Annotated in this window: 19 protein-coding genes; 3 read left to right on the top strand and 16 right to left on the bottom strand. The window is 59.4% G+C overall.

All coding sequences use genetic code 11. The annotated features are described in order from the left end of the window. The first annotated feature begins 76 nt into the window (after nt 1-76). Nucleotides 77-5,236 (top strand): AvrE-family type 3 secretion system effector, encoded by a 5,160-nt coding sequence (locus AO065_RS18530; RefSeq protein WP_004885164.1) that lies wholly within the window; start codon nt 77-79, stop codon nt 5,234-5,236. Between the two features lie 95 nt (nt 5,237-5,331). Beyond that, entirely contained in the window at nt 5,332-5,949 is a 618-nt protein-coding gene (locus AO065_RS18525) for an aspartyl/asparaginyl beta-hydroxylase domain-containing protein (protein WP_004885163.1), read from the top strand. Between the two features lie 488 nt (nt 5,950-6,437). Here the strand turns inward: AO065_RS18525 and AO065_RS18520 are convergent, their stop codons facing one another. The 15 genes from AO065_RS18520 to AO065_RS18455 all read right to left on the bottom strand — a co-directional run bounded on the left by AO065_RS18520 (nt 6,438) and on the right by AO065_RS18455 (nt 17,050). After that, entirely contained in the window at nt 6,438-6,794 is a 357-nt protein-coding gene (locus AO065_RS18520) for a hypothetical protein (RefSeq protein WP_004884774.1), read from the bottom strand. Nucleotide 6,795: 1 nt separating this feature from the next. Next, nucleotides 6,796-8,442, bottom strand: coding sequence for a pectate lyase (locus AO065_RS27605; RefSeq protein ID WP_063921076.1), 1,647 nt, complete (start codon nt 8,440-8,442; stop codon nt 6,796-6,798). A gap of 140 nt (nt 8,443-8,582) precedes the next feature. Next, nucleotides 8,583-8,981: a type III secretion system chaperone gene (locus AO065_RS18510; protein ID WP_004884759.1), complete on the bottom strand. Its 399-nt coding sequence runs from the start codon at nt 8,979-8,981 to the stop codon at nt 8,583-8,585. Nucleotides 8,982-9,081: 100 nt separating this feature from the next. Then, complete coding sequence (locus tag AO065_RS18505; protein ID WP_004884755.1) at nt 9,082-9,435, bottom strand: hypothetical protein; 354 nt, start codon at nt 9,433-9,435, stop codon at nt 9,082-9,084. Beyond that, on the bottom strand, nt 9,428-9,619 hold the full coding sequence (locus AO065_RS27095; protein WP_122781932.1) for a hypothetical protein: 192 nt from the start codon (nt 9,617-9,619) through the stop codon (nt 9,428-9,430). Before AO065_RS27095 ends, AO065_RS18505 begins: the two co-directional genes overlap by 8 nt. Nucleotides 9,620-9,734: 115 nt before the next feature. After that, complete coding sequence (gene sctC / locus AO065_RS18500) at nt 9,735-11,750, bottom strand: type III secretion system outer membrane ring subunit SctC (protein WP_032651758.1); 2,016 nt, start codon at nt 11,748-11,750, stop codon at nt 9,735-9,737. Further along, complete coding sequence (locus tag AO065_RS18495) at nt 11,743-12,153, bottom strand: type III secretion system chaperone (protein ID WP_004884751.1); 411 nt, start codon at nt 12,151-12,153, stop codon at nt 11,743-11,745. Before AO065_RS18495 ends, sctC begins: the two co-directional genes overlap by 8 nt. Continuing rightward, nucleotides 12,140-12,361, bottom strand: a complete 222-nt coding sequence (locus AO065_RS18490) for an HrpF family protein (RefSeq protein WP_004884749.1) — start codon at nt 12,359-12,361, stop codon at nt 12,140-12,142. The genes AO065_RS18495 and AO065_RS18490 overlap by 14 nt, the downstream gene beginning before the upstream one ends. 70 nt (nt 12,362-12,431) lie before the next feature. Beyond that, nucleotides 12,432-13,010 (bottom strand): type III secretion system stator protein SctL, encoded by a 579-nt coding sequence (gene sctL / locus AO065_RS18485; RefSeq protein ID WP_004884747.1) that lies wholly within the window; start codon nt 13,008-13,010, stop codon nt 12,432-12,434. Then, nucleotides 12,976-13,593, bottom strand: a complete 618-nt coding sequence (locus tag AO065_RS18480; RefSeq protein ID WP_004884745.1) for a hypothetical protein — start codon at nt 13,591-13,593, stop codon at nt 12,976-12,978. Before AO065_RS18480 ends, sctL begins: the two co-directional genes overlap by 35 nt. Further along, nucleotides 13,590-14,381 (bottom strand): type III secretion system inner membrane ring lipoprotein SctJ, encoded by a 792-nt coding sequence (sctJ, locus tag AO065_RS18475; RefSeq protein ID WP_032651755.1) that lies wholly within the window; start codon nt 14,379-14,381, stop codon nt 13,590-13,592. Before sctJ ends, AO065_RS18480 begins: the two co-directional genes overlap by 4 nt. Nucleotides 14,382-14,390: 9 nt before the next feature. After that, nucleotides 14,391-14,750, bottom strand: a complete 360-nt coding sequence (gene sctI / locus AO065_RS18470; RefSeq protein ID WP_004884743.1) for a type III secretion system inner rod subunit SctI — start codon at nt 14,748-14,750, stop codon at nt 14,391-14,393. 34 nt (nt 14,751-14,784) lie between these two features. After that, entirely contained in the window at nt 14,785-15,735 is a 951-nt protein-coding gene (locus AO065_RS18465) for an HrpZ family protein (RefSeq protein WP_004884741.1), read from the bottom strand. Nucleotides 15,736-15,804: 69 nt separating this feature from the next. Further along, nucleotides 15,805-16,011 (bottom strand): type III secretion system major pilin HrpA, encoded by a 207-nt coding sequence (locus AO065_RS18460; RefSeq protein ID WP_004884739.1) that lies wholly within the window; start codon nt 16,009-16,011, stop codon nt 15,805-15,807. 115 nt (nt 16,012-16,126) lie between these two features. Continuing rightward, on the bottom strand, nt 16,127-17,050 hold the full coding sequence (locus AO065_RS18455) for a sigma 54-interacting transcriptional regulator (RefSeq protein ID WP_004884736.1): 924 nt from the start codon (nt 17,048-17,050) through the stop codon (nt 16,127-16,129). 1,009 nt (nt 17,051-18,059) lie between these two features. Here AO065_RS18455 and solA point away from each other — a divergent pair. Beyond that, on the top strand, nt 18,060-19,235 hold the full coding sequence (gene solA, locus AO065_RS18450; protein WP_004884734.1) for an N-methyl-L-tryptophan oxidase: 1,176 nt from the start codon (nt 18,060-18,062) through the stop codon (nt 19,233-19,235). 7 nt (nt 19,236-19,242) lie between these two features. On the opposite strand, the gene AO065_RS18445 is transcribed toward solA, so the two are convergent. Continuing rightward, nucleotides 19,243-20,592 carry a TolC family outer membrane protein gene (locus AO065_RS18445; protein WP_004884732.1) on the bottom strand — a complete coding sequence of 450 codons (1,350 nt, stop codon included), beginning with the start codon at nt 20,590-20,592 and terminating at the stop codon, nt 19,243-19,245.

Genomic DNA, 20,592 nt, shown 5'->3' with positions numbered 1-20,592 from the left:
AAAGGAATCCTTCCTTTTACAGTCCGGACATCCATCGCGAGGTTGTCCTGGCCAGCCATGACATTGGAGAACCTCAATGCTTCCAATCAATAACGCGCCCGTGACCGGACAGGTCCATGGCGCAACCTCCCAGGGTCAAAATCCACGCGGGCTGGAGCAGCGACCCGAGCCGCCGACCCAGCGCGCCTCGGTGTCGGTCGTTCAGTTGGGCAAGCAGCCCGTACAGGTCCCGGTGACGCAGCAGCCCGATATTCCCCCGCGCACCTTCGGCCCGACACCGGGCGCGTTGACGCCGACTGCGGCGCCAGAGCAGACCGCACCGCAACTGGACGCCGACGATATCGCTCATATCAGCTCGGCTCGACGCCCGCCGGTCACGCGTTCGTCCTCCACAAGCAGCGAGCGTCCGACAACGGCGCTGCAACGGGAACTGTCGTTCAAGGACTGGCTGCCCAGCCAGGAAAGCTCACCGGCACGCTCCGACCATCAACCTGGTCCGTCTCGATCGGGCGGCAACACACCGGCACAGAGCCATGCTTCGGGCAGCACGCAAGACGCGTCTCCAAGACCTCAGTTGACCCGCAGTGCCGCAGGCAATGCTGGAACCTTCCGTATGGAGAACGGCAACCTGGAGCGCAACACACCCTCCATCAACATCATTTCCCTGGACGCCAAAGGTCGACCGGATTTCGATCACTTCATTCCATCCGCACTGGGTAACCTGCTCAAGGACCGGCTGGGCCAACCGGGCAAGAGCTATCTGGCCACAAACTCGGCGAGTGACCGCGATCAAGTGCTGCTCGAGCCCAAAGGTCATCTGGTACAGATAGCCCAGACCGACGCTGCTCTGGCCTTGCTTCGCAGCAGCAAACCGCTGAGTGTTCCGCCTGGCAGCAAACCCGACAGCCTGAAACTGCAACGCGAAGACAACTCGGCAAGCATCGCCGGCCACGACAGTGGCGCCCAGTCATTGCCGGACAGCGCCCACATCGCTCATTTGAGCGGTGCCCATCTGGACAGCAGCGGAAAGCATCTGCGGCTGCAGGACGAGAAGCTCTACGAACTGCATCCGGCAACCGCGACCTGGTCTCCCAGCGAAGACAGCAAGGAGACCAAATTCAGCCACCTTGCGACCCAAGGCGATGGCAAGGTTTACGGCCGGACGGGCGATACGCTGGTCAACCTCTCCAGTAGCGAAAAAAACAAGCCGGACATGAAGCTTGAAGGCCTGACGGCGCATTCGGTCTCTCCGGATGGCACCGTGGCGATGCTCGCCGGTAAAGACACCCAGACCTTGCAGTTGGGCGAAATGGGCAAGGTGCCAGACATGCACCTGACGCTCGAACTCAACGATGGCAAATCCGAAGCCAAACATGTCGGCCTGACCCGTGACCGCCTGTTCGTGGCCGACGCCGAAGGCCAGCTCTACAGCGCCGCGCGAAAGGACCTGAAAAGCGAAGACGGCATACTGCACCTGCAACCCGAGAAAAATTTTCAGCCTGAAGACTCGACTCTGGGCAAGCGCCAGCAGGTCACAGGCTTCCTGAGCGGTGAAAACGGTCAGTTGCACGCGCTGATCAAAAACGATGTCGGCGACATCCACAGCCACACCCTCGACGAGGCGAATTCCAGCCTGCGCAACGGCTGGAACCTGACCGACGTGGTGGTCGTCGAGAACAGGCGCGGCCTGCCGGAGGGTAAGGTGCCGACCCCGGAAAACACGTTCGATCTGGACCGCAACGGTCGGGTGGGCATCGTAGACAACCGTGTACAGAAATGGGATGCAACCACGGAAGGCTGGAAGGACACCGGCGTCAAGGACATCGACCGGTTGCAGCGCGGCAACAACAGCAGCGCTTACGTGCTCAAGGACGGCAAGATCTCCGAACTGAAGGTCAGCCCCGAATACACCAAGACCTCGTTGAGCGGCACCCACAACCTCAACCAGCCGACCCGCTCGACCAAAGTTGAAATGGGCGATGCCATCGAAGGCCTCGATGACCGCGTCATCAAGGCGTTTGCCATGCTCAACGACAAGCAGTTTGCCGCCGTCGATGATCAGGGCCGCCTGACGGCCCATCACAAGACCGGCGAGCCTACCGAGCTGACCCGCAAGGACCTGTCCGGCGAAGTCGCCTCGCTGACCCTGGACGAGAACCACAACCTGCACGCCACGACCACCACGGGCGAGTTGTACTTCATGTCCAAGGACGACTGGCAGGCACCGGAATCGGACCCCAAGCCTGACGCGAAATGGCAGAAAATCGACACGCCCGGCAATCGTCCGGTCGACAGTATCCGCAAGGAGGGCAACAACACCGTCAGTGTGAAACTCAAGGATGGGGCGCCTGACGAGGGCTCCTTCGTCCTCAAGGACAAGCAGTTCCAGCCGATGGAGCCACGCAGGGAGCCGGAAAACGGGTTGAACAATCTGTTCGGGCGACTGGATGATGGCTCGAAAAACGTCAAGATTTTCGGCACCGGCAACACGTTGAAAATCAGCAGCACCCTGGCGGGTCGCAGTGACACCTCGCTCAGTCACAAGTCGAGCGTAAAGGAGTTCATTCCGGCTCACATCGTGAAACCCGACCTGAATATTCCTCGGCCGATCATGAACGGGTTCTACCACATCCAGCATCGGATCAAGGGCCGCGAAGGGCTGCAGGAGGTGTATCAGGCAGAGGCACCTGTATTCAAGGAACTGACTGAGATAAAGAACTCCTCAAGACCCGCGCCTCAGCTTGGTCAGACCCTGAAGGAGCGTATATCCCGCCTGGATCTGGGCCCGGAAGGCAAACAGCTGGTCGAGGATCTGGAAAAACTGCGTGATGATCTGGAAAACCACAGCCACGGGGTTGTCCAGCAGTTGGGGCAGAAGACAGGCGTGCTCAACCTGCACGGCGAATTCATCAAACCCGAGCGCAAGCCGACAGAAGCCCAGATCGCAAAAGCGGCACACGCCAAGCCGGTCAAGAATGACCTGGCCGCCGATGTACAGGGCGCATTGAGCAAGGTCGCACCCTCCTCCGAAAACCCGGCCGGCGTCCTGCTCAAACGGCTCAATGACAACGGCATGAAGCTCAAGCACCTGGACGGCGATACGTCTCCCGATCACCGGCGCAGTCAGAGCGACAAGCTTGCCTTGAGCAAGGCGCGTCTGGCGCTGGACGTCGTGACGCTGGACAAGGTGGGCAAGCTGCTCGACAAGGCCGAAACGCGCAGTCCTGAAGTGGATAACGCCACCCATGTGAAAGCGCTCAAGACAGAGCTGAACGCACTCAACAAGCAGTACAACGACAACCCCGTCAAGGTCGTGACCGAAATGGGCTTCAGCGGGCATAAGCAACTGGAAGACGGTTACGACAGCATCAAGTCGTTTCTCAACGGCTTCAAGGACCCGACTCACGCCACCAGTGTGAACATGCGCGCGGCGATGGGTGCGACCAGCCAGGCGGATCTGGCCGACAAGATGAAAAGCGCGCTCAAACACCTTGAGCACCCTGACGATGAAATCGCCATGTCACGCAGCTATGGCGTGACGGCGACGACCCCGTTCTTCAGCCTTGCCAACCTGGGTGCAGGACCCTGGCCCAGCGCGTCGGTCGGCGTGGCACGCAACTACGCGTTCAATGCCGAGCGCGGTGACAAGGGTGTGACGGTCTACATGTTCCACGAAGGCGGTGTTAGCGGCAGCGCAGGCGTGGGCGGCGGTCAGAGACTGGTGCCCAACTTCGGTGAGTACAACATCAATGATCAACGGGGTTTTGTGGCCCTTCGACTCGGCGGCGACGGCACCTTGCAGGGAACCGGTATGTCACGCAGTGGTACAGCCTTCACCGTGCCTGACGAAAAAATCGACCAGTTTGTCGACGATCTGTTTGGCGGCAAGGTCACCGCGCTGGACGTGCTCAAGAACGGCACGGCACATGAAGCGCACTCGATGAAGCGCTTCAATGCAGATGCAACCGGGGGCGTGGGTGTCGAGCTTCGCGTCGAGCTGGGACTGAGCGATCCCAATGAAAAAGAATGGACCGCGGGAGCCCGGGCAGGCATCGGCGCCAACATCAACCTGAATTTGGCCACATTTACCAAATATTCGGCGACCCAGGAAAACGACAAGGGGCTGCTCGACGAGAAATCCAATAATCGGGTCCGTTTTGCCAACACCGCCGGCGCCACCGCCTACGCACGCGCGCAGATCAACCTTGGCCACACTGACCAGGCCGCTGCAGCGCAACCGGCAACGACTACACAGCCTTCAGCTGCTGCTCCGACGCCGGCAGCGGTGGCACAACCGGGCGCGCAGGCTTCGGCGTTCGGCCCCAATGCGACGATCACTGCATCTATCGACTCCAGAACCACCAAGCGCACCAAATTCCAGACCAAGGAAGGGGTGGCCATGACCGCCCCGGAACTGACAAAGCTTAACAAGCAGCTGCAAAGCGCCTTCAAAGACAAGCCCACGCAAGACAAGCTGAAGGGACTGGCCGATGCGAAAAATCCTGATCACGCGGACAAGACGCCTAAAGAGAAAATCCAGGCGCACCTGGATGGGCTCAACACGCTGTTCGAGGGACGCTCTGCGAATAACAGTGCGCAAAAAGCTGCGCTACTGAGCCTGAGCCGCGCAACAACCAAACACGATGCAGCCGTCGATAAACATTCGGTGCTCGACAACGCCCGTCATGAAAGCAACTACACCAACCTCTCGCGTCTGGATGAGCAAAGTGTCGCCTCGAAAATCATGAGCATGCTCGGCAGTCTGCACTCGCCGAGTAACGCCGAGAACATTGCCAAGCTGATCGCCGAGGAGCCCAACCTGAAGTCGCTGATCGGCCAGATGAAAGCCAGCCCCGGGACCATGGCCCGGGTTCGTCTGGAGCCCAAGGACGAGATGATGCAGAAGGTCGACCAAGGTACTCGCGACGGCAGCATCACCCAGAAGGACATCATCGGCATGCTCAATGACCGCGACAACCTGCGAATCAAGGCCATCACGGTGTTCAAGCTGGCGGGTCAGTCTGACGGCTTTACCACCCCGACGCCTCTGCTGAGCGCCAGCAGCTCGGCGGCAGTCAACGTCAACAAGACGCTGGCCAAGATCAACTTCAACTACGGGGAAGATCAGAACAGGCCGAGCAGCTTCAGCGTCGACGGTGAGATGTCTCGCCCGACCAAGGAAGGTATCGCCACGGCGCAAGCCTTGAAAAAGGACGGGATGGAATTCAGGGCCTGACGCGTCTGCGTTTTGTCCAGTGCCTGTTGAATACGCTCGTGGTGCAGCGCTGACTGCATCACGAGTTCTCTTTAGCGTTCTCAAGGAATAGCAAAATGACCACGGCCTTTTATTCGCTCGACGACTTTCCCGCACTCGCCAATCTGGTTGCCAATTGCTCGGTGATCCAGCAGGAGGTCGCCGCCATGGACGCCCCGCTGCTCGACATCGATCGTACCGACAAGTCCCATCAGCAGGTTCACACCGAAATCAGCGAGCACCTGCAGCAAGGGGGTGATTACGGCTGGCTCAAGGGTTGGGGCGCCGCAGGCGGCAACCGGGACTGGACGCAGTATGCGCTGCTGTTTCGAGACACGCCCATCGGCCCGGCCCAGGCGGCCCTGCCCCGCACTCTGGCGCTGTTCGCACCGCTCAAGGGCATCAAGGTGCTGGCGCTGGCCCGTCTGGCACCGCACAGCCTGTTAAGCATTCATCGCCATCCCGAACTGACCGACGAAGGCCTGCTGCAGATGCACATCACACTGAGCGCAGCAGGCGAAGCGAACTTCTCGTACCTGAATGTGGCGGGCGAGTTCTATCACCAGCAACCGGGAACAGGCGCGATCTTTGACGGCGCGCTGGATCACTTCGCGGTCAACGCAACGCCGGTCCCGCGAACGATCATCTACATGGAGTTCGAAAAAGAGCGCTTCATGAAGCCCGCCACCCACTGACACCTCTCCCGAAGCACCGCTTAACGTTATACACAAGTCTGTCAAACACTGATGATCGTGCCCATCGCTCCGCGTGGGCATGCATCCCGTGACGCTCCGCGTCACAAATGGCACAGACTGCGGACTCAGTGAGCCGAGCGCATGGCTTCAGTCGCCTTTTCGCCCCTCGGCGACTTACTTTGAGAGGCCAAAGTNGGCCCAGTGCAGCTCAATCGGCATCCATGCCGATTGCCCCCCGAATCAGCGCCAGAACTCAGCCTTCACCCGCGTCGCGATCTGCGGTGTTCATGCCATCGCGCTACAAAAGCGCATCAGCGCTGCTGCCTCACTGGATAGCCAGATGACTTGTGTATAACGATGAGCGCTCTGTGTGGGCATGCCGCAAGACAGCGCTCCCGGCGATATCCGCGCCAGACGCAGATTCGGCAAAACCCACCTATAAAAAAACGGGCTCACAGGAGCCCGTTTTGTTTTCCACGATCAGCGCGTCAATGCACGTTCGGTTTGCCGCCTGCCGCTTCAAGCAAACGGTCGGCCATCAGGCGTACGATCCAGAAGGCTGTCAGCGCCGCATCGCCCTGCAGCTCGCCCTGCCCCGCATCACGCTTGAAGCCCGGTTCCAGGCTGTCGACGTAATGATCCAGACTGAAGCGATCGCCCACCTGAGTGGCCGGCTTCTCCAGGGTGTCGCGCATCCGGTCGGTGACCAGTGCGATGGCTTTCTCGAAGGCTTGGCGCTGCGCCGGAGACAGATAGCCCCCGGCACGCACCAGTGCTGCCCAGGAGCGCTCTTCAGGAGTGTCCTGCGCCTCCTGCAACGCTTGCGGTTGTCGCGTGACCGTCATCTCAAACCTCCTTGTGGTTGGTCGAGCCTGGCAGTTTGCTGTAGGCGTTCTCGACGTTCTTCAGATCGATGCCGCTGGTGGACAGGTTCAGGCCTTCGCTGTCACTTTTCACGAAGGAGAATTTGCCGTTTTCAGCACTGATGTTTTTCAGGTCCAGGTTCCAGTCACCCTGCTGACCGCCATTGGTGCGCATGAAGGTGCCGAAATCCTTGACCTTGAAGTTATCGACGTTCACGTTCGCATCGGCGTTGAGCTGGAACACCTTGTCATTGGCGCCCTGGGCACTGCTGTTAGTGATGTTCAGGTTAGTGACCTTGGCACCGCCCTCACCCTTCACGGTCAGCGCGTCTTCGCCGACATTGGTCCAGTGGACGTTATCCACGTTCACGGCCTTTTCGCTGGCGGCGCGCACATGCACGCCATCGGCAGCGTTGTCACCGAGTACCACGTTTTTCAGGGTGGCGCCCTCAGCCAGTTCGAACATCGGCTTCTGTCCCTCGCCCTGTCCGCCATCTCCCAGAGCCTTGCCTGCGGTGAAGGTCTTGCCGCCGCCGTCGAACGTCTCGCCAGGACCCACTTTGATGGTCTCGTTGATGACGGTCGGATTGCTCGAGGCCGTCGGGAAAGAGACCGGCGTGGCCGAGCCGCTGGTGCCAGTGCCGGTCGGACCGGTAGGTGAAGGTGTTCCAGTCGGACCCGTCGGTGTCGGCGTGCCGCCGCCCGCGCCCGGTGTTGGCGCTGGAGTACCGCCACCGCCTCCGATGGAAGGTGTTCCACCACCGCCACCCAGGGAAGGTGTTCCACCTCCACCACCGCCACCGCCACCGCCACCGCCAACAGAAGGTGCTCCACCGCCACCTCCGGTGCCTGTCGGTGCGACACCACCACCACCACCACCACCACCTTTGCCTGCGCCATCAGACGGCTGGCTGAAGGCTTCCGGATGGCTGTCCATGAACTGGGCGATCATTTCCAGCAGCTCCTTGAGCTTGCCGTTCTGGGACACCTCACCGCCGCCATCGGCAGTCGGCTGAATGGAGTTGTCCAGCGATCCGCCACCCAGTTTCTGCATCAGCGTGTTGACCAGATCCTCGGTGCTTGATCCGCCCGCCGCGCCCTGAGTGCCGCCCAGCCCCTGGCTCTGACCCAGCGCACCGGCATCCTTGCTTGCACCGGCTCCGCCGCCGCCAATACCACTGGCACCACCCGAACCACCGCCCGAACCGTTGCCCGCGCCGGAAGACGAATCCGAACCACCGAGGATTTTCTCGAACAGCGCCATCAACACTTGAGTCAGCAGTTCCTTTTCGCCACCGCCGGCAGCGCCGGAATCCTTGGTCTGCTTGTCACCGCTCTGACCGTTGCCCTGAAGCGACTGCAATAACGAATCCAGATCGCTTTGCCCGCCCTGAGCGCTTTTACCGGCCGATTGCCCCCCGCCTGCACCCGAGCCCGAGCCAGAACCAGACCCGGAACCCAGCAGCATCTCGGCCAGCATCCCAGCCAGCTCCTGCAGCGCGGACTGGCCGCCCTGAACGCCCTGGCCAGCGCCGGTCAGTGAAGCGCCGATACCCATGCTCGTGCCGCCCACGCCGGGAAGGCTGGACAGGTTTCCCATCGAACCTGAAAGGCTTGTTAAATCAGACATTGCTTACCCCGCTCCATCAGTGAATGTGTCGGAAAACGACAGTCGATTCCGCCGATCCGTCGGTGTCACTGGCAGGCATGACCGCCATGACACTCATCGCTGTGTGGCCTGCCGAGGACCTGCGGTTCCCGACGTCTCGGTCAATTGAGCAGGGAAACCACTGCGGTGCGGGTCTGCTGGGTCTGGGCAATGAAGCCATTGACCAGGTCACAGAAAGTGCCTTCGTTCAGACCAGCCAGTTCACGCTGGGTACACAGACGCACATCCTGCTGATCGAGGGCGAGCCAGCAGCCGCGAAGTTTCGCAGTGTCGAAGTTGGTGGCAAGCAGGCGTTGCAGGTTTTCCGGGCTTTTGCGCAGTTGGCCAAGCCGGCTATGAATAACCACATGGTCGCTGTGCGCAGCGACTTCAATAACAGCCGCCTGACGCTGCTGACCGTCGTAGAGCGCGCACACGCCATTCTGGAGGGTTAACGGTGTACCGAGTGTGGCACTTAGACGGGCAATAAAACGTTGCATGTCGCGTTGGGAGTTCGCCATTGAATAATCCTCAAGTTAGTCATTGCGGTAAACACACCGCGGCGACAAGTGAGTGGAAAATTAATGGCGTCCGGTTCCGGCTGGAACAAATATTCCGAATTCAGTTGTTGAACCCTGCCAGCATCAGAAACTCGCCCACCAGTTCCTGAAGGGCGTCCTCACGCCGATAGTCAGGGTCCAGTTCATGCCACACGACAAACCGTTGCTGGCTGTCCAGGCAAATATAGTAACCATCATAAGACTCGATATTCTCGAATCGACGCTTGAGCGCGTCGGAAAACAGATCCGGCCGTTGGGCCCTGCGCTCGATCATCAGCGACAGCCCCCAGCCCACGCTATCCTTGCGATGAACGAAGTCGATCCCCGGAGCCCATTGCCAGGTACTCGGTCGCTGCTGGCCGATACTGACGAAGAAGTCCCGCTGATCATTACTGCGCAAAATCGTTTCAGTCATTCAGATGTACCAGGCTGTATTCAGATGAATCGTTGCGCAATTCCGGCGACCACCAAACTTTAAGGCTGGAACTGTTGGCGCCAAGTTGCTGGCAATCACTGGAAAAACAAGATGTTTGCATTGTCGCACAGGCGCTCAACAATACCGCGACGACAAACAAGGTACCCACACGCACCCACTTCATTTAGGAATCTCCCGACAAAAGGACTGTATTGAAATGACCGTTAACGCGTAAGACGAGTGCCGGACATGAATGACTGCACCGTCAGGGACGGTATATCCATGTATCAACATCGGCATCAAGGCGGCAATATTGAAACTCTCACAGGGGCTGCAGGAACCGCAGTGGCGGCGGCAGGTCGTGTGGCCACGAACACTTCGGTGGACTGGCCGGGCTGCAATTCCGTTACGGGTAACATTGTTACTGCAAGTGTCCGGACTCCGGCGCAGGACGCCAGCGAGAATGCCTTGGCACGACCACTGTCGTTGCGAACCACGCCGACGGTGATATCGAAGGTGTCGCCCCTGAACCATTGTCCCCGGGACGCATCGATCGAAAGATCCTGATCCACTCTACACAGGTCCTTCAGCGCCACGCCAGATGATAACTCTTTGATATCAGGCGGCAGCCGTCCGTTGGCCAGCTCCGAAAACGTCTTGCTCACCCGATCCCTTTTCTGTTGCCGGGTACTGGGCGAGCCGCTCAGCGCAAGGGCTCTGTCGAGCTGCGGGCGGTTTTCCCTGGCGATATAGCGCGACGGATCGAGCTGATCGCCCACCAGTCGCGGTGTGAGGATGAATAAACGTTCACGTCGCGAGACTTCATGGCGCTTTGAAGTGAACAGCGCACCGATCACCGGCAGGCTTCCGAGAATCGGCACCTTGTCCTGACGCTCTCCGCTTTCATCGACATGAAAACCGCCGATGACCAGCGAACGGTTTTCTCCGATGACCGCCTGGGTGCTGACCGTGCCGCGCTTTACATCCGGCGTATCGTTATCGCGGGTACGCTCGAGCTGGCCGTCTTCGATATCGACGATCAACTGAAACCGGTTGGGCTGCTCACCGGCAATGGTTCTGGGAATGACCCGCAGGCTGGTGCCCGCCGTCACCGGCTGAACATTTGCAACCCGCTCGCCGGTGGTGGTGATGTAAGCCGTGCGGCTGAAATCGATCACCGCCGGCTGATTTTCCAGCGTCAGCACCGAAGGCCGGGCAATGACCGAAGCAACACCCTGCCCTTCGAGCGCCTGAATGTCGGCAAAGAACCGGTCGAAATCGTTGATGAACAGGGTCGATGAACCACCGGTCAGCAACGAGCTGCCGAAGTTCACCGAGCCTGCCCGCGCAGACCACCGGGATTCCAGGCTGCTCAACTGGCTGCGATCAATGTCGAGGATCACCGCGTCGATTTCCACCAGGTTGCTGGGCTGATCGAGCTGCTGCACCAGCTGCTGGTAGGTCTCGCGCTTTTCTGGATCATCGTAGATCAGTACCGCGTTGTTGCGCACGTCCGCCACCACACGGCGGTTGCTGTTCGATTTGCTCTCGCCGCTACGTGCGGGTGTGGCCTTGCGGTTGCTGGCCAGGTTCATGATCTTGCTCTGGCCCATGTCGGCCATGTCCTGCATGGCGCGGATATTGGCGGCCGGGTCCTGCGGCAATGGAGGCCTGTGCTGGCTTTCCAGCAAGCCGTCCAGCAGGGTCGCGACACCTGGAATGGTGATGCTCTGCTCGCGATACTGAATCTCGCGGTCGGCTACGGCGGCGTATCGCAACGAAAACATCATGACCTGATGCTTGTCCTGCGCCTTGACTTTCTCCTTGCTGAAGCCGCGAATCAGCTCGACATAGCGCGCCGGTCCGCTGACCAGCACCACGCCTTCATCCGGCAACTCGCCCCAGCCGAAACGCTTGTCCAAGAGACCGATATCGGTGAGGGCCTGCTTCAGATCCGGCGCTGCGTCAGCCGACACCTCAAGGCGCTGGGACACCTGGCCCGACTGCGGGCTCACGTACAGCTTGCCGTTGTACAGAAACCACTGGAATTGATGTTCCAGCGCCAGCCGGTCTAGAAACTCCTGGGCATTGCCCGCGCGAATCTTCGCATCCACCACACCGGTGATACCGCGGCTGTCGAGACCCACGCCATACGAGCTGGCGAAATCCGACAGCACTTTGGTCAACGGGGTTTGCGACGCCTCGTACGCATAGGCGGACTGGCGCCACTCTTCAGGCACACCCGCAGTGACGACTTCAGCCTGCACACACAACACTGATATCCAGAAAAGCCGTTTCAGGCACTGCTTAAACATACGAATTCCCCAGAGACAGAGGACGAACCGGGCGTTTTGCAGGCGATGCTGCCGCTTCGAGCATCGATTCCCACACGTCGCGCTGGTTGACCAGCGCCTCAATGATGCTGATGACCGGCGAGGTGCCCTGAAAGGACTGAAACTGCACCAGGCAGAGCCGATGGCTTTGCGGATCCAGTGCGAGCGCAGCACTGAAGCGTCGAATGCTGGGGCCCGACAGGCGTAGCGCGGCGGCCAGGCTTTCATCGTCGCCACGCCAGGCAGCGCTGAGCGGCGCGGTATAGATCAGCCCGTTGGTGCCGCGTTGAATGCGCAACGGTTGCTGATCGATCTGCAGCAGCAACTCGGCCGTGCCACTGTCGAGCCAGCGCTCGACCGTGGCGAGCAGGTCAACGGATTTCATTGATGATCGCCTTGGCCAGGTTGTGCTTGACCACAATCTCCTGGTTGGCGGCCCAACTGGCGGTGGATGACTGGCGAATGGCCGAGTTAAAGGCGTGCCAGTCTTCAGGGGAAAAGGCATCCATATTCAGCGCAGCCGAATCCAGATCCTGCTGGGCGTTTTCAAAATTACTGTCAAGACGGCGTCTGAGTGCATCTGAAGAAAGCATGGTGATACTCCTGGTCCGGGAACTGCTGACTGAGTGGCAAGGCACCGGTTTTGGTTCCAGAACTTCATGCTCAAGGCCAGATCTGTTGCTGCAACCCGCTCCAGCCGAGGCTGAAATCGCCGTGTTCGGTGCGCAGGCTGATGGCGTCCGGGTCCAGACTGGCGTCGGTTCGCAGGGTCCAGCCGGGCTGATCATGCGTTTCAAGACTCAGCTCCACCGCCTCCAACTGATCGGGATGGCAGAACAGCAAGGCAGCGTCCTGATTCGAACTGGCCAATGCCAGCTGACGAATCACCGACCTGACCTTTTTATCGGTCGGTACTTTCTCCAGCAGGCTCTCCAACGCCTGGCTCACCAGTTGCGCGGCGGTTTCGACCAGCGTTTCCAGCGCCTGCTCGCGCTGGGTGCGCAGGTCATCGAGCAACACCTGCGCTTCTTCCCAGACCTGGGCCCGTGCCTGCTCTTCACAGGACTGACGCAGCACATCGGCTTCGGCGTAGGCCTGGGCGAGAATCGCCTCGGCCTGGGTGCGGGCGTTCTGCAACACCTCATCGGCCAATAGACATTCCTCAAGGGTCTCCCGACGCAACAGCGGCTCGATGAGCGTGATTCGATCAGCTGGAAGATTCAGACTGCGACGGGTCAACATGAGTGTTTCCTTCATTACGAGCGTTCAGTACGTACCCGGCAATGGCCTGCCATAGCGCACGCAGACGCACGGCAGGCACTTCTTCGAAAACCATCCGCTCGGCCTCCTCGACCGCAGTGCGATCAAACCTGAGTCGCAACCTTTGCCACAGCCGCTCACCGACACGGCGGCGCAACAGACTCAGTCCGGCCACTTCGCAGGGATCGGGGTTCCATTGTTCAGGCATCCAGCGACCGGGCTGCAAGCCCTTGCCGAGCCGACGACACCACAGGTGGGCAGACTCATCCAGATCAGCGGTTCGCGGCCGATGGGTACCGGCGCAGACCGTCACACACAGGCTCAGCGCCAGCGTCCATTCCTGCGGCTCAAGGTCCAGCAGCGGCATGAGCAGCGCCTCGGGCCTGGGCGGTATCGCCGACGTCATGCCTAGACAGCGATCGGCCGACTGCGCACTGACCTGCTCCAACAGGTGAAGGGTCGAGGCATTGGCCTGCTCCAACAATTGCCAGCTGGAATGTGCGTCGCGCCAGCCCTGAGCCCACCAGCGAACCCAGATCAGCGCCTGAGGTTCGCTGATGTTCATGGTGTGGCTTCACTCGACGCCTGCGCAGGATTTTTTCGCAGCAGACGCTCTCGCAGCCGCGGATTGAGTGCCCACAGACCGGCCAGCAACAGCACCAGCCCGACACCACACAGCACCGCCACCCACTGCAGGAACTCGAAACGTTCGCGTGTGACGTTGAACGGTCCGATGCTGACCATTTCCACCGACTCCTGATAACCCTGGGCCGGCACGAACACCACGGCCAGTTTCCGTTCGTCCGCATTGGCCATGCCGGGAATACTGCTGGCGACCATGCGCCGGATGCGCGGCAGCACGCTGTCGGGTTCGAGGTCCGCCCGATGCTTGATGAACACCGCAGCCGAGGCCGGTTGCACAGGTTCCCCCGGCGCGATGCGTTCGGGCAGCACCACATGAACCCTGGCGACGACCACGCCGTCGATCTGCGACAGGGTCTGCTCAAGTTCCTGAGATAACGCGTAGATGTAGCGCGCCCGTTCTTCCAGCGGCGATGAGATCACGCCTTCCTTGCGAAACACCTGGCCGAGCGTGGAGCGGGAACGACGCGGCAGACCCACGGCCTCAAGCACCCGCACAGCGCGGGAAATGTCCTGGGTGGACACGAGCACCGCAACGCCGCCCTTGTCCAGGCGCTTCTGCGCATCGATGTTTTTGCCGGCGAGTTCGGCCAGAACTTCGTTGGCGTCCTGTTCGGTCAGGTCGCGATGCAATTCCATGCGATCACCACAACCGGCCATCAGTAATGCCAACAGAACGACTACAACAAGCCTGACTGTCCTGGGATGCATAATCACGCCTTATTGCAGACTGGTCAGTTTTTCCACGGTCTGGGCGGCCTTGCTCACCAGCTTGGCGCTCAACAGACTTTCCAGATAGAACGAGGACAACGAACGGTTGGCCTCGATCAGGGTTTGCGGGTCGTTGGAACGGGCCGCGCGCTGCAGATTGCGGTCGACCTTTTCCGAATCTTTCTGGTAGGCAAGCGACGCCTCGGAGAGCGGCGAGATCATCCGTTGCGGGTCGTTTTGCGCAGGCGCTGGGTTCGAGCGCATGGCCGCGTTGAACCAACTGATGTCCGCCTCGGCAGGAGCCGCATCTGACGCTGCATCAAGTTCGGGAAGACCCGGTTGATGGTGGGATATGCGAGTGATCGCCATAGTTGATTCTCCTGCCAAGACGAAGGTTTACCCATCAACCGCGATAGTTGGTGGTGCTTTGCTGAACCAGAACCGACAGGACGTTGCCCGCCGCGATGCTGGCATCGGTTTTCAGGGTGTTGCCCGCGCCGCCGTTCTGGAAGTTCTGCTCCGCATTCGGAAACAGGCCGCCCAGCGAGTCGCCTTGCGCGCTGCCCTTGATTTCTCCCTTGATCATGTCGATGGCTTTCTGGAACTGCTCGCTCTCGCCCTTGGACATGACGTTGTCGCCTTCGGACAACTCGCCCATCCAGTCCTTGGACTTGCCATCAGGCTTGCCGAATTCTTCAGGGTGCATGTCCATGAAACGCGACACTTCCTTGAGCACATCCTTGTCCTCGAATGAGAACGTCGTCTGACCGCTCTTGGCGTTGGGGCTGGTGTTGGGCTGCAGGAGGTTGTCGAGCTTTTCCTCGCCCAGGCTGCCGAGCAGCGCTGCCAGCAGCTCCTGCAGACCGCCGCCGGAGGCATTGCCGCTGTTGGCAGCCGGTGCGCCCCAGTTGGAAGCAGGATTCTGACCGGAGCCAACACCCTGCCCGGTGCCCGTACCCGTGCCGCCCGAAGCGCTGCCGGTCGAGCCGCCACTGAGGAACTCGGTGATCAGCCCTTCAAGTCCTTTGGTGAAGGCTTCCTTCTCTTCACTGTTCAGGTACTTGTCTTCGGAAAGCTCGTCGCGCCAACCATTGACTTTGCCTGTGGCGTCGTCAGGTTTTCCGTACTTTCCCGGGTTCTTGTCCATGTGATCGGCGACCATGCCGAGCAGTGGATTGTCGGTATCGCGGATGTTGGCACCGCTGCCGTGCTTTTCGAACATCGAATCGCCCAGCAGCGAAGCGATCTTGCCTGCCGCGCCGCCCGAATCGGACTGCATGGAGGTCATTTGCGTGCTGGCGAATGTACTTTGGAAGGAGGCACTTTGTGGAACGCTTGCAGTAGAAGAAATCATGAATCCACTCCTTGAAAACCGCACAGGTTGAAGCCCTCTCGGTGTAGACCGAGAGGGCACGCCAACCACTTAGTAGTTGATCGCCTTACCGGTTTGCTGTGCAGAGTTCTGCGCCTTGGTGGCGGAGTCCTGATAGGCGCTGGCGATACCGTTCACGGTATCGGTCATCATCTTGTTGGATTGGGCTTCAGCGTTCATTGTTGTGGTTGCAGCTGCAGTTGCATCCATTTTGGTCATTGCAGCCATCGAAGCGCCGAGCGAAGCAGTACCAGCCATAGTTATTACTCCTGATCATCGAGAATGTTCGAACACATCATGTGTGTTCGAAGCATGAGTGGCCGACAGTCAAAAGCAGTTCCATTGAATGACGACAATCATTTCAAGGTGATGATCACAGCTCGGGCGAGTTGATGCTCAGGCGCTTCATGCGGTGATACAAGGTGCGCCGTGGAATACCCAGTTCATTGATAACCGAGTCGATGTTCTTGGGATGGCGCGACAGACAATCCTGGATAAGTGCCTTCTCGAATTGCCGAAGGTAACTCTTCAAATGAATACTGCTTTCGGTCTGAGAATCGTTCTCGCTACTCAGCGGCGGCATACCCAGGACAAAACGCTCCGCCGCACATTTGAGTTCGCGGATATTGCCGGGCCATCGGTGGCTGAGCAGCCGGTTGAGGATATGCGGGGCGCGAACCGGAATGGGCTGACCATGCTTTTCGGCGGTCTCGACGACAAATCGCTCGAACAGCAAGGGCAGATGATCCAGTCGGGAGCGCAACGTCGGCAGCTGAATCTTGATGACATTGAGCCGAAAGAACAGGTCGCGGCGGAACTTGCCTTCCTCGACCAGTTTTTCCAGCGGAGTCTGGGTTGCCACGATCACCCGAAGGTTCAGCGGCACGAACCGGGTGGAACCCAGCCTCTCTATTCCGCGCATCTCCAGCACACGCAACAGCTTGGCCTGCAACAGCAGCGGCATGCTGTCGATCTCGTCCAGATACAGCGTGCCGTTATGGGAAGCCTCGATATACCCGGCTCTGGATTTGGAGGCGCCGGTGTAGGCACCGGCCATCACACCGAACAGTTCGCTCTCGGCCAGTTGCTCGGGCACCGCCGCACAGTTGATCGCAACCAGCGGCCCTTCCCGGCCGGACAGCTGATGAATCCGGCGGGCAAGTGTGTCCTTCCCTGTGCCGGTTTCGCCTTCCAGAACCATATCGACATTGAGCGGAGCTGCCTTGCGGATAAAGGACTGCAGAGTGCCAAAGATATCGAGAACCTCATGCTCCATCGGCAATGAGTCGTTGTTCATAGCACACTCATCCATCCATTCCCCTTACGATGATAATCAGTTCCGTCGAATATCAGGAATACTTCGGGTACGGACTTCAAGAGTCGCCAGGCGTCCGGTGCCGCGAACCGCCTACTTTAAATTAATGTAAGACAATTATCTTGTGGTGTTTTTCTATGGTGCCTATTGAGGCAATCATGACGGCATTCGGTTTACCGAATGTGACGTGGCACTGAAACAGGGCATGTCAGCAAAATCTGCACAATGATGCGCAACTTCCAGCAAATGATTTAATAAGGTTGTCATCAACGAAGTGTAGAGCTGTCCGGGCACCTCTTGTTTGACAGTAGTTGTTGTAACATGCACCGAAATTGCGCTGTGATCCGGCAGACAATAGTCGGTTTTCCGAACGCATTCGTGGCGGCTTAGTTGGCTGGATTCTGTACGACGATAGATTTTTCGAGCGGTGTGCAGAGCAAAAAAACATGGCATTCGATTGTGACAGCTCCATTTTCGCACCCTGCGCAGCCGGATCGAGGTCATCGAAGACGTTCGGAACGACATCAGGAACGATCATGGAACCGGTCTGGCACATCGATCACTCAGGGGCTACGGGCGGCAGGTTTTTCCTCACGCAGGCGACAGATTTTTGCAAGCTCGACGCCACGAAAAAATTTCCTTTTTGTGCGTCATGACACTCCGCAAGACCGGAATTCCCGGACAAATCTCTGCACAGCAGCAGAGCAGATCATGAGCTGTTCATAAATTAACCACACAGCTGCACCCCACGCCAATCAAGGGTTTCAAAAAGTTACCCACAGACATACCCACGATTTCCGTGGACAACTTATGGCAAATTTCGAACCTTAAAACCGTTCAAGAGCGCAAGCCAAAAATCTTACATCTATCTGCTGCAAATCCAGCCCCGAATATGCATGGTCATGCCCCGGCCTATCGATAGATGAAATTGACTGTTGCTTCCTGGCGCGCTTGCCTCTGAAATGGATCCTTTACCCGAGGCAGTCTGCAGATGGAGCAACAATGTGACGTGGCCGTTCTGGGCTTGGGCGCGATGGGTGCCGCCACGCTTTATCAGTTGGCCAGAGAAGGCGCGGATGTGCTTGGGATCGACCAGTACGCACCTCCCCACACGCTGGGTTCCAGCCATGGTGATACGCGCATCACCCGGCTGTCGGTAGGCGAAGGGCCGCAATACCTGCCGCTGGTGCGCAATTCCCACCGCATCTGGCGTGAGCTTGAAGCATTGACCGGCGAATCCCTGTTCGAGCAGTGCGGCGTGTTGGTGATGACATCCAGCCCGGCGTATGACCCAAACGACCCGGAAGATTTCACCCACAAGACGATCGCCCTCGCCCGTGAGTACGGTGTGAAGCATGAAGTGCTTTCAGCCGGGGCCATTCGCGAACGATTTCCGCAGTTCAGCCCGGTCCTGGACACCGCCATCGGCTACTTCGAACCTGACGGAGGTTTCGTAAGGCCGGAGCGCTGCATCGCAGCCCAGTTGCAACTGGCCGGAAAACTGGGCGCACGCGTCCGCCTGAACGAAACCGTGACCCGCCTGCAGGCTCATGGTGATCAGGTGCGCATCACCAGCGATCAGGGATCGATTATCGCGAACAAGGTGGTGGTCAGTGCCGGGATGTGGTCGTCGCAACTACTGGGCGAGCCCTTTACCGATCTGCTGCGCGTCTGTCGGCAGCAGCTGTTCTGGTTCGCACTGGAAGACACTGCCGCCTTCGCCCCGGTATCGCCCAGCTTCATCCTGACCCACGGCCCTGGCGAGGTGGATATCAATTACGGCTTCCCGCCATTACCCGGCGAAGGCAGCATGAAGATTGCTACTGAGCAGTATCTGCATGCGTCACAGGCCTGCGAGCTGGACCGCAGCGTCAGTGCCGAGGACGAACAGACGATGTTCCAGACGCAGGTCAGCGGCAAAATTGCAGGCATAAAGGCAGACGTGGTGAAGTCATCGGTGTGCGCCTACACCGTGACGCCGGATTACCACTTCATCATCGACGATCACCCGCACCTGAAGAACGTGACCGTGGTCTCGGCCTGCTCAGGACACGGCTTCAAGCATTCCGCTGGTCTGGGGCTGGCGCTGGCGCAGCGTTGTCTGCGCGGCACCAGCGACGTGGACCTGTCGGCATTCTCGCTCAAGCGTTTCGGCAAAACCGCCTGACGCTTGGTCAACGCGGCTGCACGAACGCCTCGTCGATGCGCGCCAGATCGGTATCGCGCAAGGTGCCTGCGTGGTAGTGCAACTTGATCCAGGCCATCAGGTAGTCGTAACGAGCACGCGCCAGGTCGCGGCGCGTGCTGTAGAGCTGTTGTTCAGCGTTTAGCGCATCGAGGTTGATGCGCTCGCCACCCAGAATGCTCTGGCGCGTCGACTCGACCAGCGCCTGCGCCGACACCAGCGCCTTTTGATAGGCGCGCAGTTTATTCACCCCGGAAGTGGACGCATTGAATTGCCGACGCAGTTCGATCAGGGTTTCCCGGGTCTTGCCTTCCAGCTCGTACTCCGCCTGCTCCCTCACGCTGTTGGCCTGACGCACCGAAGCGCTGGTTCCGCCGCCTGCGTACAGCGGCAGGCTGACCTCGATGCCCACCGTGTTGGTGTCGTACCGCTGGTTGTAGGTATTGCCGCTGTCGGACTCGTTCTGGCGAATGCTCGCGTAGGCATTGACCCGTGGCAAATGACCGGCACGGTTACGCTCCACTTCGTAACGAGCCACTTCAAGTGCCTGGCGTTGCGAGGCGAGAATCGGGCTGTTGGCCATTGCCAGCGCGTGCCACTCGCTGTAGCTCGACGGTTCCAGAACCATGGCCTGAAAGCCGTCCCTGAGCGGATCCAGCTGCTCGATGGAAATCGCCTGTTCACCCAGTAGCGCGCCCAGTTCACGCAAGGCGGCATCCTGCTCATCGCGGGCCTCGATCTGTTCGGCAATCGCCAGTTCATTGCGCGATTCGGCTTCGAGAATGTCGGTGCGTGTGCCCTCGCCTTGCTGAAACATCTGCCGGTTCTGTTCGAACTGACGCTCGAAAGCCTGTTGCTTGGCCTGGGCGATATTGATCTGGTCCTGAGCGAACAATGCCTGGGTGTACGCCGTCAGAACCCGAACCAGCAGTTCCTGACTTTTACCGCGAAAGGTCTCATCGGCAAACAACGCCTGAGCGACGCCTTTGCGGTAGTTGGCGTAGGCCTCGTAATCGAGCAGGGGCTGCTGGATCGTGAGGCTGGAACCGAAACTGTTGTAATGACGATGATCGGTGGTGTCTTCACGCCCGCCCTTCAAGGTCGCCTTGGAGTCGTTACGCCCCTTGTTGTAGTTGTACGACACTCTGGGCAGCAGGCCTGCGCGGCCGATGGCACGATTTTCCAGCCCCGCATCACGCTCCTTCAGCGCACCCAGAAAAACCGGATCATTGCGCAGCGCCTGCTCGTAGATCTGAAACGGCCCCAGGGCATGGCTTGCGGGAGAGACGCAGAGCAACAGGGCTGCCAGCGCGGCAGCCTTACGGGTCAAGTGGATCAT

The organism is Pseudomonas viridiflava (genome assembly GCF_001642795.1).
Lineage (GTDB): Bacteria > Pseudomonadota > Gammaproteobacteria > Pseudomonadales > Pseudomonadaceae > Aquipseudomonas > Aquipseudomonas viridiflava.
The sequence above is the reverse complement of the archived record's forward strand: the minus strand, read 5'-3'. Positions and strand labels throughout refer to the sequence as shown.

Excerpts from the sequence above, each read along its gene's own strand:
- AO065_RS18530 (WP_004885164.1), top strand. The coding sequence starts at position 77 with ATGCTTCCAATCAATAACGCGCCCGTGACCGGACAGGTCCATGGCGCA.
- AO065_RS18525 (WP_004885163.1), top strand. The coding sequence starts at position 5,332 with ATGACCACGGCCTTTTATTCGCTCGACGACTTTCCCGCACTCGCCAAT.
- AO065_RS18520 (WP_004884774.1), bottom strand. The coding sequence starts at position 6,794 with ATGACGGTCACGCGACAACCGCAAGCGTTGCAGGAGGCGCAGGACACT.
- AO065_RS27605 (WP_063921076.1), bottom strand. The coding sequence starts at position 8,442 with ATGTCTGATTTAACAAGCCTTTCAGGTTCGATGGGAAACCTGTCCAGC.
- AO065_RS18510 (WP_004884759.1), bottom strand. The coding sequence starts at position 8,981 with ATGGCGAACTCCCAACGCGACATGCAACGTTTTATTGCCCGTCTAAGT.
- AO065_RS18505 (WP_004884755.1), bottom strand. The coding sequence starts at position 9,435 with ATGACTGAAACGATTTTGCGCAGTAATGATCAGCGGGACTTCTTCGTC.
- AO065_RS27095 (WP_122781932.1), bottom strand. The coding sequence starts at position 9,619 with ATGAAGTGGGTGCGTGTGGGTACCTTGTTTGTCGTCGCGGTATTGTTG.
- sctC (WP_032651758.1), bottom strand. The coding sequence starts at position 11,750 with ATGTTTAAGCAGTGCCTGAAACGGCTTTTCTGGATATCAGTGTTGTGT.
- AO065_RS18495 (WP_004884751.1), bottom strand. The coding sequence starts at position 12,153 with ATGAAATCCGTTGACCTGCTCGCCACGGTCGAGCGCTGGCTCGACAGT.
- AO065_RS18490 (WP_004884749.1), bottom strand. The coding sequence starts at position 12,361 with ATGCTTTCTTCAGATGCACTCAGACGCCGTCTTGACAGTAATTTTGAA.
- sctL (WP_004884747.1), bottom strand. The coding sequence starts at position 13,010 with ATGTTGACCCGTCGCAGTCTGAATCTTCCAGCTGATCGAATCACGCTC.
- AO065_RS18480 (WP_004884745.1), bottom strand. The coding sequence starts at position 13,593 with ATGAACATCAGCGAACCTCAGGCGCTGATCTGGGTTCGCTGGTGGGCT.
- sctJ (WP_032651755.1), bottom strand. The coding sequence starts at position 14,381 with ATGCATCCCAGGACAGTCAGGCTTGTTGTAGTCGTTCTGTTGGCATTA.
- sctI (WP_004884743.1), bottom strand. The coding sequence starts at position 14,750 with ATGGCGATCACTCGCATATCCCACCATCAACCGGGTCTTCCCGAACTT.
- AO065_RS18465 (WP_004884741.1), bottom strand. The coding sequence starts at position 15,735 with ATGATTTCTTCTACTGCAAGCGTTCCACAAAGTGCCTCCTTCCAAAGT.
- AO065_RS18460 (WP_004884739.1), bottom strand. The coding sequence starts at position 16,011 with ATGGCTGGTACTGCTTCGCTCGGCGCTTCGATGGCTGCAATGACCAAA.
- AO065_RS18455 (WP_004884736.1), bottom strand. The coding sequence starts at position 17,050 with ATGAACAACGACTCATTGCCGATGGAGCATGAGGTTCTCGATATCTTT.
- solA (WP_004884734.1), top strand. The coding sequence starts at position 18,060 with ATGGAGCAACAATGTGACGTGGCCGTTCTGGGCTTGGGCGCGATGGGT.
- AO065_RS18445 (WP_004884732.1), bottom strand. The coding sequence starts at position 20,592 with ATGATCCACTTGACCCGTAAGGCTGCCGCGCTGGCAGCCCTGTTGCTC.